This window comes from Nocardia jinanensis (assembly GCF_014645735.1).
In the GTDB taxonomy this organism is placed as follows: Bacteria; Actinomycetota; Actinomycetes; order Mycobacteriales; family Mycobacteriaceae; genus Nocardia; species Nocardia jinanensis.
Window position 1 is genome coordinate 446,450 of sequence record NZ_BMMH01000003.1, and the last position, 13,277, is coordinate 459,726.

At 67.1% G+C, this 13,277-nt stretch carries 14 protein-coding genes; 6 read left to right on the forward strand and 8 right to left on the reverse strand.

Annotation, left to right across the window (positions count from 1 at the left end; genetic code table 11):
- Window positions 1-104 precede the first annotated feature (104 nt).
- Window positions 105-1,358 (forward strand): cytochrome P450 family protein, encoded by a 1,254-nt coding sequence (locus tag IEY68_RS10915; protein WP_058854191.1) that lies wholly within the window; start codon window positions 105-107, stop codon window positions 1,356-1,358.
- 179 nt (window positions 1,359-1,537) lie between these two features.
- Here the strand turns inward: IEY68_RS10915 and IEY68_RS10920 are convergent, their stop codons facing one another.
- The gene (locus tag IEY68_RS10920; RefSeq protein WP_058854190.1) at window positions 1,538-1,966 is read right to left on the reverse strand and encodes a hypothetical protein; all 429 of its coding nucleotides are present in this window, start codon (window positions 1,964-1,966) and stop codon (window positions 1,538-1,540) included.
- A 307-nt stretch (window positions 1,967-2,273) separates the two neighbouring features.
- Here IEY68_RS10920 and IEY68_RS10925 point away from each other — a divergent pair, with 307 nt between their 5' ends.
- Together IEY68_RS10925 and IEY68_RS10930 are read left to right on the forward strand one after the other, a co-directional pair.
- Complete coding sequence (locus tag IEY68_RS10925) at window positions 2,274-2,612, forward strand: hypothetical protein (RefSeq protein WP_058854189.1); 339 nt, start codon at window positions 2,274-2,276, stop codon at window positions 2,610-2,612.
- Between the two features lie 358 nt (window positions 2,613-2,970).
- On the forward strand, window positions 2,971-3,228 hold the full coding sequence (locus tag IEY68_RS10930; RefSeq protein WP_229718708.1) for a hypothetical protein: 258 nt from the start codon (window positions 2,971-2,973) through the stop codon (window positions 3,226-3,228).
- A 100-nt stretch (window positions 3,229-3,328) separates the two neighbouring features.
- On the opposite strand, the gene IEY68_RS10935 is transcribed toward IEY68_RS10930, so the two are convergent.
- Window positions 3,329-4,495 (reverse strand): cytochrome P450 family protein, encoded by a 1,167-nt coding sequence (locus IEY68_RS10935; protein WP_229718709.1) that lies wholly within the window; start codon window positions 4,493-4,495, stop codon window positions 3,329-3,331.
- A 335-nt stretch (window positions 4,496-4,830) separates the two neighbouring features.
- On the opposite strand from IEY68_RS10935, the gene IEY68_RS10940 reads away from it, so the two are divergent.
- Window positions 4,831-5,466: a TetR/AcrR family transcriptional regulator gene (locus IEY68_RS10940; RefSeq protein ID WP_058854186.1), complete on the forward strand. Its 636-nt coding sequence runs from the start codon at window positions 4,831-4,833 to the stop codon at window positions 5,464-5,466.
- A 68-nt stretch (window positions 5,467-5,534) separates the two neighbouring features.
- On the opposite strand, the gene IEY68_RS10945 is transcribed toward IEY68_RS10940, so the two are convergent.
- The 4 genes from IEY68_RS10945 to IEY68_RS10960 all read right to left on the reverse strand — a co-directional run bounded on the left by IEY68_RS10945 (window position 5,535) and on the right by IEY68_RS10960 (window position 9,081).
- Window positions 5,535-7,145, reverse strand: a complete 1,611-nt coding sequence (locus tag IEY68_RS10945) for a PEP-utilizing enzyme (protein ID WP_058854185.1) — start codon at window positions 7,143-7,145, stop codon at window positions 5,535-5,537.
- Window positions 7,142-7,450 (reverse strand): hypothetical protein, encoded by a 309-nt coding sequence (locus tag IEY68_RS10950; RefSeq protein ID WP_058854184.1) that lies wholly within the window; start codon window positions 7,448-7,450, stop codon window positions 7,142-7,144. Before IEY68_RS10950 ends, IEY68_RS10945 begins: the two co-directional genes overlap by 4 nt.
- Window positions 7,451-7,542: 92 nt before the next feature.
- On the reverse strand, window positions 7,543-8,157 hold the full coding sequence (locus IEY68_RS10955; protein ID WP_058854251.1) for a hypothetical protein: 615 nt from the start codon (window positions 8,155-8,157) through the stop codon (window positions 7,543-7,545).
- A 27-nt stretch (window positions 8,158-8,184) separates the two neighbouring features.
- On the reverse strand, window positions 8,185-9,081 hold the full coding sequence (locus IEY68_RS10960) for a DUF7064 domain-containing protein (protein WP_058854183.1): 897 nt from the start codon (window positions 9,079-9,081) through the stop codon (window positions 8,185-8,187).
- 703 nt (window positions 9,082-9,784) lie between these two features.
- Here IEY68_RS10960 and IEY68_RS10965 point away from each other — a divergent pair.
- Window positions 9,785-10,702: a bile acid:sodium symporter family protein gene (locus IEY68_RS10965; RefSeq protein ID WP_267886563.1), complete on the forward strand. Its 918-nt coding sequence runs from the start codon at window positions 9,785-9,787 to the stop codon at window positions 10,700-10,702.
- Between the two features lie 13 nt (window positions 10,703-10,715).
- Here IEY68_RS10965 and IEY68_RS10970 read toward each other — a convergent pair whose 3' ends face one another.
- Complete coding sequence (locus tag IEY68_RS10970) at window positions 10,716-11,198, reverse strand: MarR family winged helix-turn-helix transcriptional regulator (protein ID WP_156426106.1); 483 nt, start codon at window positions 11,196-11,198, stop codon at window positions 10,716-10,718.
- 96 nt (window positions 11,199-11,294) lie between these two features.
- On the opposite strand from IEY68_RS10970, the gene IEY68_RS10975 reads away from it, so the two are divergent.
- Window positions 11,295-12,092, forward strand: a complete 798-nt coding sequence (locus tag IEY68_RS10975; RefSeq protein WP_058854180.1) for an amidohydrolase family protein — start codon at window positions 11,295-11,297, stop codon at window positions 12,090-12,092.
- Between the two features lie 204 nt (window positions 12,093-12,296).
- On the opposite strand, the gene IEY68_RS10980 is transcribed toward IEY68_RS10975, so the two are convergent.
- Complete coding sequence (locus IEY68_RS10980) at window positions 12,297-13,130, reverse strand: sigma factor-like helix-turn-helix DNA-binding protein (RefSeq protein ID WP_189094203.1); 834 nt, start codon at window positions 13,128-13,130, stop codon at window positions 12,297-12,299.
- Between the last annotated feature and the right edge of the window lie 147 nt (window positions 13,131-13,277).

The window sequence follows — 13,277 nt, forward strand, 5'->3', positions numbered from 1 at the left end:
CATAATTCGAGAGCGCATCCAGTAGGGTGCTACATCGTGCCGAGATGACGGGACAACCGCCCGAGAGGTCTCGGCACATGTCGCGACCAGTATGGAGTCACCCTTTGAGCACGACACCGCCCGATGCCCACATTCCACCCCGCCCCGTCCACGGCTCACCCCTCGCCGACGGCGGCCCCCGCATCCCCCTCTACACACCCGAATTCGCCGAGGACCCCCACCGGGTGTTCCAGCAGATGCGCCGCGAACACCGCGCCATGGTGCCCGTGGACCTGGCACCCGACGTCCCCGCGACCCTGGTGATCGAACACCGGACCGCCGTCCGCATCCTCAACGACCACGAACACTTCCCGGCCGACCCGCGCACCTGGCAGCAGGGGATGCCCGCGGACTGCCCCGTGCTGCCGATCATGGAATGGCGGCCGATCGCGGCGCGCAGCACCGGAATAGACCAGCAGCGCTACCGGGAGGCGAATGTCACGGCGCTGGCGGAGATCGACCTGCACGCCATCCGGGCCGCCGTCGAAGAGATCGCAGTACCGCTGATCAGCTCTTTCTGCCAGACCGGTCGGGCCGATCTGCTCGTGCAGTACGCCTTTCCACTGGCCTTCGAGGTATGTAACACCCTGCTCGGGTGCCCACCCGAGATCGGCCAGCGGGTCGCCGCGGGTATGGCCGCGATGTTCGAAGGGGTCGATGCCGACGCGGGTAACCAGATGATCGGCGCGGCCCTGGCCGAACTGGTGGCGCTCAAACGCACCGAGCCGGGCAACGATGTCCCCTCGATCCTGCTCCGGCACCCCGCCGAACTGGACGAGGTGGAGATGATCCACCAGGTGACGAGCCATTACGGGGCCGGTATCGAACTCCAGCAGAACCTGATCGCCAACACCCTGCTGCTGATCCTCACCGACGACCGCTTCGGCGGACACGTCCTCGGCGGCAGCCTCTCCACCCGCGACGCCCTCGACGAAGTCCTCTTCGACAACCCACCCATGGCCAACTTCCTCATCACCTACCCCCGCCAACCCATCCTCATCGACGACGTCTGGCTACCCGCTCACCAACCCGTCGTCATCAGCATCGCCGCCTGCAACCACGACCCCTCCATCCGCGCCGACGAGCACCACGGCAACCGCTCCCACCTGTCCTGGGGACTCGGACAACGGAATTGCCCGGCACAGACGCTGGCCTACCTGGTCGCGCAGGACGCCATCGACCAATTGCTGGATGCCCTGCCGGAACTCGAACTCGACCTGCCGTCCGAGGGGCCCTCCTGGCGGCCCGGCCCCTTCCACCGGTCCCTGACGGCTCTCCCCGTGAAATTTCCGCCGTCACCGCCGTTCACATTCCGCTGATGATCCGGTGGCAGGTCCGGTCGAACCGGCCTGTCACCGCCGGCATTTTCCGGCAGAGCTCCGAGTCGCCGGATGCGGAGCCGTAGCACTCGGTCACGGCACATCGTCGAACCGCACGGCGAACGCAACCAAGGCTTCTCGTCACACTGCGAACACCGATCGACGCCGCCACCCCGGCCCTAGCCGGCGCCGGGGTGCGGGCGTTCGATAGTCTTCCCTGCTCGCGCCCACACACTCTCGATATCGAAACGTTCGGCCTGCCACGAATCGGCGGCGACCCGCACCTTACCGTGCCAGGTCCGCATGATCCGGGTATGTACCGGCCAGCGCACGAATCGCCGCATATCGTGCTCGCTGTCCCATACCGAGATCGAACCGCCACGTAATTGCGCGGGCCGCCCCCACAGCCATACACCGACCGCACCCTGCAGTACCGGCCAGGTCTCACCCAGTTCCAGCCCGAGCTGGTAGATCTGCTGGACGTCGGGCTCCGATTTCGCCAGGAAGTCCGTCACGCTGACGAATACCGACCCGGCGGAGTCCGCGGCTGGACCAGGTTTCCACGGCATGAGCACTGTGCCTTCGGAGAAGGGCAGCGCGGCGGTCACGACGCCGCTCGCACGGTCGATCGGACAGCGGACCAGATATTAATAAACATACGCCTACAATAGGCACATGTTTACCAATAGGGCAACGGCGTGATGTAGCGCGCTCCGCGGGCGCACGGTCGGCCTCCACAGCCGCGCGGTCGAACTCGCCCGGTCTCACGCGATCAGGATCCGGCCGGCACGGCGAACGGCCGCCACGAGCGTGACAACCGGGCAGTGGCAGTATTCCGTGAGCGGCTAACACAATCGGCGCCGACGCGATACGGCAGGCAACGGGTCACCGGCCCGCGTACCGAAGGAGACAGCTGTGAACTCGACCGTCAGATACCTGCTCACCGGCGCGGCGGCATTCGCGGCCCTGACCTTTGTCGGCACACCGCAGGCGATGGCCTATCCGGCCGGACCATGGGGCGTGGAGGGCCCCTGCAAGGGACTGGCCCCGAACCAATGCCCGTGGAGCCACTCCGAAGACGGCCTCACCTGGTCCTACAAGGGCCATTCCTCGCACTACGACAAAATGGGCAACTACGTCTGCAACACCAACCAGTGGGAGCCCGCCCGCACCGCGTACTGCAATGCGGTGATGACGCTGGTTCGCGCCCTGCCACCGGTCCCCATCGGCGAAGTACTCGGCGGCCAGAGCTGAGTTCGCGCCGACCGGAACCCGGGCGCTGCCCAGCGATACCGCGAACTCGGCAGCGCCCGGCGCCGACGGCACCCCCGGCTAGCGATCCACGGCCCGCTGGTCGCGCGGAAGAAGACCGCTGATCACAGGACCTGGTCGAATACCTTTTCCCGCCGAGGATCCGGCGAAACCCGCAGTCCCGCCGAGGAAACCGTAGGACGCAGGTACCGACCCGTGCGGCTACCATGGCACCGGCTCCTACGACCGACCGGTTCGGACGCAGGCGGCGTGCTCCGGTTCACCCCTGACAACCGCATCGGTCGACAGGGCCGACCGTGCACGCACGTCGAGTGGAGACGCATTTATGAAGAAGGCCTGCGTGATCGCCGCAATGTCCCTGGCAGTCATCGGGTTCTCGGGGGCTACCGCCGCCGCGATCCCTTCCGGTAGTGCCGAGCTGCCCGGGCTCCCGGGCACGGAACAGCCCGGACCACCCCCACCGCCCGACGGCAAGAAGGTCGGCGACCCGTGCACCGCGGGTGGCGGCGAGCCGGGTCACTACGAGTGGGTGCACCTCGAGGGCAGTGCCGCCGAACACTACGGCACCGAATGGATGTTCGTCTGCCGGGCGAACTGACCCGGATGGGCGTACGCCGCGGTCTGCGACGATCTCGTCCCGGACCGCGGTGCGCGGCCGCCGGCGATCTGCCTCCCGGCGGCCGGCCGACGTGGGCTCGTCAGGATATGTGCAGCGGGGAAGATACCGGGAACTCCACGCGCAGTGAGGCCAGCGATCGATGGAAGGGGCCGGGCCGCCAGGTGGGGGCCTCGGCCAGCTGGATTTCGGGTAGTGCGTCGAGCAGCTGATCGATGGCGTCCTGGGCGATCAGGTATGCCATGGACTGGGCCGGGCAGGTGCGCGGGCCGGCACCCCAGCCGAGATGGGAGCGGTTGCCGGTGCGATCACTGCTGCGGACCGCCGGATCGTTGTTGCAGGCGGCGATACTGACAACAATCGGCTGATGAGCGGGCAGCCAGGCGTCGTCGATGAGGATCGGCTGCCGCGGGTAGGTGAGCAGATAGTTCGCCAGCGGCGGGTCGTTGAAGAGAACGTCGTCGAGCGCCTCTCGGGTCGACAGACTCCCGCCGAGCACCCCGCCGCCCAGACGGTCGTCGGTGAGGATGAACAGCAGCGTGTTGACGATGAAATTCTGCTGGAATTCGATCCCGGCGCCGTATTGGCACGCCACTTGATGGACCATCTCCAGATCGTCGAGGTCCGCCGGATGCCGTAGCAGCGCGGAGGTTATATCGTCGCCGGGTTCGGCCCGTTTCAGGGCCACCAGCTCCAGCATCGCCTCACTCATCATCAGATTGCCCTGATCGGCATCGACACCCTCGACTACCGACGCCATACCGGCAGCCATCTTCTGGCCCAGCTCCGGCGGGCAGCCGAACAGCACATTGAGAACTCCGAAGATCAGCGGAAAAGTGTACTGGCTGATCAGATCGGCACTGCCCTCCTCGCAGAAGGAGTTGATCAGCGAGACGGCGATCTCCTCGACCGTTGCGTGCAGGGCGTAGAGATCGACCGTGCCGACGCTCTCGGTGGTGGCCTGGCGATAGCGTGTCGCCTCCGCACCGGCGCTCCGGGTAGCCATCGGGCGCCACTCCAGCAGCGGCAGAATGGGACAGTCGGCGGGCATATCCTTCTGCCAGGTGCGCGGATCGGCCGGGAAATGCTCGGGATCGTTGAGGATCCGCACCGCGGTCCGGTAGTCGATCACCAGTGTGGCGGGAACACCGGGCGCCAGTTCCACCGGCATCAAAGACTGGTTCTGCTTGCGCATTTCACGGTAGTGAGCGTGGGGGTCGGCGGCGAACTCCGGGGCGAACAGCGGCATTCGTGGATCATCGGAATCGAACGGTGAGATATGACGGGCCGGGCACGACCGGTCGGGCGTTCCGGGTGGGACGGTGCTCAAGAAAAAGACTCCAGACAGCTGTTGCGGACGACGAACGATGAACCATGTCTCTGCCCGATCTCCCGTGCTCCCGAACACTCGGCGTGAACCCCGTAGGACGGCTCCCGGACCACGGAAGATCGGACAGCTAGACTCTTTCCGGTGCTGTCCGTGCGGAAGGTGTGCGCGCCGCGAGTATTCGCTTCCGGAATTCCGCCGGGGCGGTGTGACGGTCGGTGATCGAGCCCGAGAAGCGGCCGACAGGAGGTGGCGCGATGATGACCGGCTCGGCAGCGCAACCCCGTCGCGGCCGGGGACGCCCGCCCGGATCCGACGGAGCACAAACGCGGGACGTTATCCTGCGGTCGGCGCGTGAACTGTTCAGCGAAGTCGGCTACGACCGTGCGACGTTCACCGATATCGCGACCCGGGCCGGGGTGTCCCGCACCAATATCAACCACTACTTCCGGAGCAAGGACGAGCTCTACCGCACCTTGTTCGAAGCGGACAAGGACAGTGTGATCACGGCCGGTATCGCCGACGCCGGCGCGGCGGGCGACCTCGCCGACCGGATGGCCGCGTTTCTGCGCATCACCATGCGGGCCGATTCCGAGAACCGCACCTACGTAAGGTTTCTCGCGGCCTCGCTGTTCGACGCCCTGCGCAACCCGGAACTCGGCGACTGGGCAGAGGGCCAGATCGACAATGTGCGCGGCTTCATCCGGCCGGCACTGGAGGCCGCCGTGGCGGACGGGACTATCGGGCCGGATGTCGATATCGCGACCGCCACCGAGGTACTCATCGCGGTGGTGTGGGGAATGAGCATGTACGCGGGATTCGTCGGAACCGACGGCCGGCTCGAACCGATGATCGACCATCTCACCGCCCTGTTGCGCGGCGCTCTCTGGTAACCGCGGACAGTGCGCCCGGTGCCCGTCCCATCGGCCGGTGAGGCGGGCACGATATCGCATCGTCGGATTCATCCGAGAACGGTGACGGTGCCGGCATCGCCGTCCAGACGGATGCGCTGGCCGTCGCGGATCCGGTAGCTGCCGTTCTCGGTGCCACAGACACAGGGAATTCCGAGTTCGCGGGCCACGATCGGCCCGTGGCTGAGCAGGCCGCCGTAATCGGTGACGACCCCGGCCGCGACCAGGAACAGCGACACCCAGCTCGGGTCGGTCGTCTCGCAGACCAGGATATCGCCGTCGTCGAGCTCGGTGGTCGACGGATCACGAACCACCCGGGCCCGACCCTCGACCACGCCGCCACTGGCCGCTACGCCGGTCAAGACGCCGGAAACATCCAGGGCAGGGGCGTCGGACTCGCCCGCCTTGGTCAGCACCGGCACACCCGCCCAAGCTTGCGGCAACCGGTAATCGCAGCGCTGTTCGTATGCGGCTCGACGAGCTCCGACCAGTGCACGCCGGTCGCCGGTGACGCCTGCGCGCACTTCGTCGTAGGACAGGTGGAAGACGTCGTCGATATGGTCGATCACACCCGCTTCGACCAGTAGGGCGCCCTGCCGCCGCGCAGCGGCCCGGGCGATATCGAAGGTGAGCAGATATCCGGCCTTGCCCTGCTCACGCAGGGCGATCCAGCGGGCGGCCCACCGCACGTACCGGGCCGCACCGCCGCGCTTACGCCGCGGCAGGGCTGCCTGGAGTTCGGCCAGGGCCCGGTGCCGCGTCGCGATCTGCTCCTGACTCCGATTGCGCGGCGCCCGTGGGCTGTCCGCGGGAATCGCGCGGTAGTCGGCGAGCCGATTGAGTACCGGGGCCGGGTCCTCCCGCCAGGTCACGCCGGACAATTGTCCTTCGTTGTTGCCGTGGTAGCCGTGCCGATCGGTGAACTCGCGCAACGTGATCTCGTCGTGGGCCAGTGCCCACAGATCGTGCGCGATCTCGCTCTCGTCGGAACCGACTCCGGACAGCAGCGCGGGCCCCAGATCGGCCAGATCTAGTTCGGCCAGCATATCGGTCACCCGGTCCGCGAGCCCGGAGCTGACGAAGGCGACGAGCATATGTTTGGTGAGCATGCGCTGGAAACGCTGCCGCGCGTCGTCGAGCAGTTCGACACATCCCGCGTGGTCGAGTGTGTCGATACGGTCCAGATGGGCGAGCCGCCAGCGGCGCAGCTCGGCGAATTCGGCATCGTGGCGCTTCGGCAGCCGCAGCACCGCCGCGGGCGCTTTCGCCACGATGACAGGGTAGCGCCGGGCACTGTTCGCATCGACCGTCTCCGGCCGGACATAGCCGAAGAGCTGCTGTTCGACCGCCGTCGCCGAGGTGCCGGGGGTGATATTCGCGATCTCCCGGAACTTGTCGATATTGGCCGCGGCCCGCCCGGCGAACAGTGTCCAGAACATGTCCTCCGGCTGATCGGGAACGCAGACCTGCTTCTTGGTCAGGACACCCAGATTCCGGAATGTGGTGCGGGTCGCCAATTCCACCGACGCGTTGATGAACGTGAAGCCCAGCGTTGTGAATACACCGGGAAACGCCTCCGCGACATTGCCGGTGGTCCAGGTGACCGAGGGATCGATCGTCGTGTTGTCGAGCGTTTCCTCGACGATTTCGCGGGTGCTCATCGAACCTTCTCCATCTTGCGTCGCAGGAGCAGCTCGGGTAGCGAACCCGGTGCGCCGTGTGGGGATTCCGCGCGTGCCCATCGGGTGAGCTGCGCGATATCGGGATCGTCGACCGGGGCGCCGGAGATGACGGCGAGTTCGGTGATCACCGCCGCGGCCACCGACATGGCCATCACATCGTCGGGGTCGGTGGTCGGCCGGGCCAGGATCACCGCTTCGCCCTCGGTGATCAGTCCGGCCTGCCGAAGGAGTACCGCATGCCGGATCGCGGCCGCCGGTGGGACCGGGAGCCCGAGTCCCGACATCCGTTGGAGGCTCCTGGCCTTGCCGCCCGGCAGTTCCGGGCCCGCAGTGGTCGCAGGACCGAGCGGGAGGACCGACCGGTGTCCGGCAGCGGTCACTCCGCCCGCCCCGCGGTCTCTTCCCGCACCCGTGACACGCCACCGAGACCGATCAGTTCCTCGTGCAGTTCGAACCAGACGGTGTGGTAGCTGTCGACGAGTGGCCGCGCCAGCCAGGCCGGATCACCGGAGCGAACCTTCGCCAACGCCGCGGCGAGCCGGTCCGGGTACTGCGCCAGGCGCGGTGCGAGATCGACGAATTCCGCGAGCAGCGGCGCGAACCGCTCGTGCAGTTCGCCCAGCCGCACCACGATCCGCGCATCGTAGTCGGCGTCGGTGTGGTCGTTCGGACGCTCCCCGTCGATGAGCTGCCAATCGGTGACCAGCTGCTTGAAGTCGATATTCACTTCGCCGAAGTCCAGATACCGCTGTCGCAGCAGCGCCTGGTCGACAGTGGCCCGCTCGGCCGCCAGCAGGGTCTCCAGCCGCGCTCGGCCATCGGCGGTGAGTTTGACGCGGGTGCCCACCCGCTGGAGCTCTCCCGCCGCCAGGAGCGGTTCCACCACGGCGAGGAGGTCGGCGTCGGCGAGGCCTGCCGCGGCGGCGAGATCGGACTCGGTGGGGCGCCCTTTGAATCGCGCCGCCTGAAGGACGAGCAGGTCGTATGACATGGTGTAGCCGCTTTCTCTCATCGCCGGCTAGGCGACCCGGTGCAGGATCGCCTGCTCGAAAATGCCCTCACCACCGCGGCCGTCGGTATCGAACGACAGGAAGTCGTCGTAGACCCCCAATGCCGGTCCCTCGGTCTCGGCCGGGCCCGCCGGTACCCGGAAACCGCCGAGCCTGGTCTTCATCGACACCAGGCGAGTAGTCGAATCCTCGAGTTCGAGCCTGGCCCAGCGGAATTGGGCCGCCGCGTCACGCGCGAAGGTGATTCCGGTGATCGCTGTCGAACCGGCGCTGTCGATGACGAAACCATCCGCGGTCAGGGTGTCGTCGCCCCTGCGGAACTTCATCGCCGAGACGAAAGCCGCGTCGTCCACCGCGAACAAGGCGGCGAACTCGACCCATTGCGACGACTCGTCACGAAACCCCCAGGTGCGGTCGCGCATACCGTGACCGGTGGTGGCCACGGTCGTCCCGTCCACTGTCACACTGCCGGCGACGGTGCACGCCTGCTGGAAATGCTGCAACGGCGCGGCGGCCACCAGCGCCGGAATCGCGTTGTTCGCGGCGTAGTCGGCGGCGACGAACAGCGGGGCGTTGAGGAGTTCGGCCCGCACGAGCGGGTGCTCGACCCGCACCCGGCCGTCCAGCCCGAAATTAATGCTGTCACTGCTGAAGGTGCCCGCGTCCAGGGTTTCGACCACTTCGGTGACCCGGCCCGCCACGGAGACGCTGAACCGGGCGCGGCGGGTATCGGGCGCGTTCGGCGACGTCGAGACATGCACCGTGCCGAATACCTGTGCCGCGGAATCCCAGAACGAGAGGTAGGCGTTGTCCTTCCACACCGGATCACCGGCACCGGCGGCATCGGCGTGGATCGGTTCGGACAGCTTGCCCCAACTCTGCTCGGTCGGGGTGGCGGTGGTCATCGAGTGTCCCTTCTGGTCAGGATCGGCGGGAGGTGCGGAGTCGGTGGCGGCCGAGCCGGCCGGAGGTCGCGCCGGCGCCCTCTGGTCCTGAGGCTGTCGCGTCGAGCTGCGCGGCTTGCGGCCGTTCGGCGCCGGGCACCGGAACCGGCGGCACAACAGAAACGGCCACCGGACAGGCGCTCCCGGTAAGGGCGGTACCGTCGGGTGCCTCGACGCCCATGTCGGTACCTCCGGTTGCCGGCCCAGCGTGCAGGTGCGCGGACGTGAACAGTGAACGGCCGCACAGGACCGTTGTCATGACGGCCGGCCACACCGGCGCCGAGGTCGCTGTGCAGATGTGAGGCTATACGAAATGACGGCAGTGTCAATTTGTGCGGTGACGTCCGGCGGACGTCAAACCAACTCGGCAGGAAGGGAATAGCGATCGACCTTCCGGGGCCGACCCGCCACCCGCGCCGGTGTCGTGGCGCGTCGTCACAACTACCGACACCGTCCTGCGTGTGCATCACTCGTCCGCTCGATCATCGCGGTGCACTCGGCAGCGTGGCGACCCGACACCTCGCAGGTGACCAGCGTCGGTTCCTCCGGCCGTGATCGCCTATGACCGGACCGGGTACCACTGAACGGGCCAGTCCCCATACCTCATCGAAGATCAGCGCACCGAGCGCCACCGGTAGTGGGCACCCCTCATTTGACGACGTTCGTGACGCCGGGTGACACTCGGCCGTCGGAAGGATGGCGTATGGGTTCAATGCTTTTCGCGGTCGCCCTGCCCTTGGCACTCGGAATCGTCATGTTCGGCCTGGGACTGACCCTCACCACCGGCGATTTCGCCCGGGTGGCCCGTTTTCCCCAGGCGGCGCTGATCGCGTTGGTATGCCAGCTGGTGGTCCTGCCCGCGCTCTGCTTCGGGTTGGTGCGGTTGTTCGGGCTCGACGGCGCCCTGGCGGTGGGCATGATGCTGCTGGCCGCCTCCCCCGGCGGGACCTCGGCGAATCTGTTCAGCCATATCGCCGGTGGCAATGTGGCGCTGAACATCACGCTCACCGCCGTCAACTCGGTGCTGGCTGTGTTCACCCTGCCCATCGTGGTGGGTCTGTCGTATTCGGTGTTCCTCGACGACGGGGCGGGTATCGGCCTGCAACCCGCCAAATTCCTACAGGTTTTCGCGCTGGTCCTGGTACCGGTGGTGGCCGGGATGACGGTGCGGCGCCTGTTCGCCGACTGGGCGCTGAGAATGCACACCGCGGTCAAGGTCGCCGCCGCCGTCGTGCTGGTGCTCGTCGTGGTCGCGGCGCTGGTCTCGGAGTTCGGCGCGTTCACCGACCATGTCGGGCAGCTGGGTGCGATCGCCCTGCTGCTGTGCGTCTGCAGCCTGCTCATCGGCTACGCGGTGCCGCGCGCGTTCGGCGTGGAACGCGCGGACGCGATTGCCGCGGGTATGGAGATCGGGGTGCACAACGCGGCGCTGGCCATCACCGTCGCGGTATCCGTGCTGGGTAACGAGACGATGGCGGTACCCGGCGCGGTGTACGGCTTCCTCATGAACATCCCCGCCGCCGTCGCCACCTTCCTGTTCGCCCGTTCCCGGCGCACCGAATCCGCGCCGGTCTCGGCCTGACTCGCCCGGCCCGTCATCCCCGGTCGGGAGTATTCGCCGCGGAATCCTCGTCGATCGCTGGGAGCGGGAACGAGCCGACGGCCAGATCCAGCGCGTCGAGCAACTCGGCGAACCGTGCCCGGCCCTCGACACCGAGCGCTTCCAGGACGAGACCGTTGATCACGCCGTAGGTCTCCTGGGCCCGCCCGACCGTCTCGACTCCGCGCGCGGCGAGAAAGAGGGCAACCGCCCGCGGGTCCTGGTCGCTGACCCGCCGCTCGACCAGGCCGGCACTCAGCAGGCGCCCCACAGCGGCGACCACGGCGGATTCACCGAGCCGCAGCCGCCGGGCGACATCCCGCTGTGAGCAGCCCGGATCGTCCGCCACCACGGCCAGGATCCCGGCCTGCGCCGTGGTGACCCCGGCGCTGTCGATCAGCAGGCGGTCGGACTTCTTGCGCAACGAATGGGACACCTGCTGGATCCGGCCGATCAGCCGATACGGATCCCTTGCCATCCGGTCCACCTCTCAATACTTTGATAGTGAAGTATATCGGGAAGGGAGTCACGCGTGGGAACGATCGACGTATGGGCCCAGCAGGTCGGCCCGCGAATGGCCCGGGAACCCTGGCTGGCCACCCTGCTGCGCTGGACCGGTAAGAACTCCGCCGAGATGGCCCCCGGCATCGACCACACTCTCGCGCGGATGGACGCCGCGGGAGTGGATCTGGCGCTGCTTTCGGCCTGGTACGGCCCCGGCGGTCCATTGATCACCAACGACGAGGTACGAGCCGCCATCGACCACGCGCCCACCAGATTCCGGGGCCTGCTCGGAGTCGACCTCCGCGACCCCGTGGGTGCCGCGCGGACAGTTCGCGAACTGGCCGGTGACACCTTCGTGGGCGTCCGGGTCGTGCCCTGGCTGTGGGAGCTACCGCCCGATCATCGGCTCTACTACCCCGTCTACACCGCCTGCGTCGAGGCGGGCGTACCGCTGTGCACCCAGATCGGGCACACCGGACCGCTGAAGTCCTCGGAAACCGGCCGGCCCATCCCGTACCTCGAACAGGTCCTGCTCGATTTCCCGGACCTGGTGGTCGTCGGTGGTCACGTGGGGTTCCCTTGGCTGGACGAAGTCACCACACTCACAGTGAAATTCCCGAACTTCTACGTCGACTCCTCCGCGTACGCGCTCGATCGCCTGCCCCCGGCGTTCCTCGACTACGCCCGGACCCTGGGACGCCGCCGCGTCATGTTCGGCACGAACTGGCCGATGATCGATCCGGTCCGCGCGCTGCGCGACCTCGAGCACCTGGAGTTCGACGACGATCTGCACGCCGACTTTCTCGAGGGCACCGCGCGGCGAGTGTTCCGCCTTCCCGATACCGCCGGAGCGAAGGTTCGGTCATGATCACACTCGATCCCCGAATGCGCGCACTCGTCACGGACAGCTTCGAACGGCAGGGTTTGATGTCCCCTCTCGGCGTCCGCCTGACCGGTGCGGATCGAGCCGCAACCTCGGACCACCGGATATCCACTGCCTCGAGAGTTTCATGCCTGGGCGCGGTCCTCGCCGGAGCTCTCGGGCAGTTCGGCTATCGCGATCTCCATCGACTCACTCGCGTGTCGTGAACGGTCCCGCGACGATCCGGCTCCCGGTGATGGAGGGCTCTGTATCGAAGTCACATTCGATCACGGCGCTGGTGAACTCGGCCGACGGCTCGTAGAGCTCGGACAGGTTGCCGGTCAGCCAATGCGCGACACCCATCGAGCCGATGCTCGTCACACCTGCGATCTGGACAATGACGCGACCGTCTTCTACTCGACGGCCGAGGTAGCCGATATCGATTCGGTTCGTGAGGTCGGCACGGAACGGAGAGCTGTACCGGCGACCGGAGGACTTCTCGATCAGACACCAGGTTCCGTCGATGTTCTCGAAGCTCAGAGACTCGTCGGCGGCGAGGAGACTCTCCGCCACCGGAGCCGAGTCGGGGCCACAGATCACCACGGCGTCACCAGCCGGCACCTGCTCGGTATCGGAGTCGATCTCGAACCGCGTAGAGGCCAGCGACAGGCGGGCGAGGTCGACTTCCACGCGTTCCTGGGTCGCCTGGTAACTCACGTCGAAGTGCAGATGTTCGCGCTCGTCCTCGGCTCCGGCCTGCCCGGGGATCCCGACCGCTACCCGGCCGACACCGAAGAACGCGCGTTCGGGCGGCGGGGCGTTCGTCCTGATCTGACTGATCCGGCCTTTCGTGATCCCGAGACGCTCGGCGATCTCGGTGTAGCTGAGCCCGGTTCGGTGCGCTTCTTCGATCGCCTCTCTCCGGAGCCTCGCCAGTTCGGTGGCCCGCTGCTGGTAGAGCGTGATCAGTTCGGTGGCCAGCTGCCCACGGCGCACCGGGTCCGGATCGCTTCGGACCTCGTCGAACTCGTTCGCGCCATCCACGCGTCCGAGTTTAGAACGTCTTGACGACGGACGGGCGGCGGCAGTAAGGTCGTGTTTATACCCCCTCAACCAACGAGGCACTACACGCCCGCGGTGTTTAGCAGGGGTAAACCTTCGAGTAATGCGTGTTCCACCTGCCCTTCGTCG

What these genes read in the sequence shown, in the direction of transcription:
- IEY68_RS10935 (WP_229718709.1), bottom strand. Translation starts at nt 4,495, where the DNA reads ATGCCGCTGTTCGCCCCGGAGTTCGCCGCCGACCCCCACGCTCACTAC.
- IEY68_RS10950 (WP_058854184.1), bottom strand. Translation starts at nt 7,450, where the DNA reads ATGTCGGGACTCGGGCTCCCGGTCCCACCGGCGGCCGCGATCCGGCAT.
- IEY68_RS10945 (WP_058854185.1), bottom strand. Translation starts at nt 7,145, where the DNA reads ATGAGCACCCGCGAAATCGTCGAGGAAACGCTCGACAACACGACGATC.
- IEY68_RS10975 (WP_058854180.1), top strand. Translation starts at nt 11,295, where the DNA reads ATGGCCCGGGAACCCTGGCTGGCCACCCTGCTGCGCTGGACCGGTAAG.
- IEY68_RS10940 (WP_058854186.1), top strand. Translation starts at nt 4,831, where the DNA reads ATGATGACCGGCTCGGCAGCGCAACCCCGTCGCGGCCGGGGACGCCCG.
- IEY68_RS10960 (WP_058854183.1), bottom strand. Translation starts at nt 9,081, where the DNA reads ATGACCACCGCCACCCCGACCGAGCAGAGTTGGGGCAAGCTGTCCGAA.
- IEY68_RS10955 (WP_058854251.1), bottom strand. Translation starts at nt 8,157, where the DNA reads ATGTCATACGACCTGCTCGTCCTTCAGGCGGCGCGATTCAAAGGGCGC.
- IEY68_RS10970 (WP_156426106.1), bottom strand. Translation starts at nt 11,198, where the DNA reads ATGGCAAGGGATCCGTATCGGCTGATCGGCCGGATCCAGCAGGTGTCC.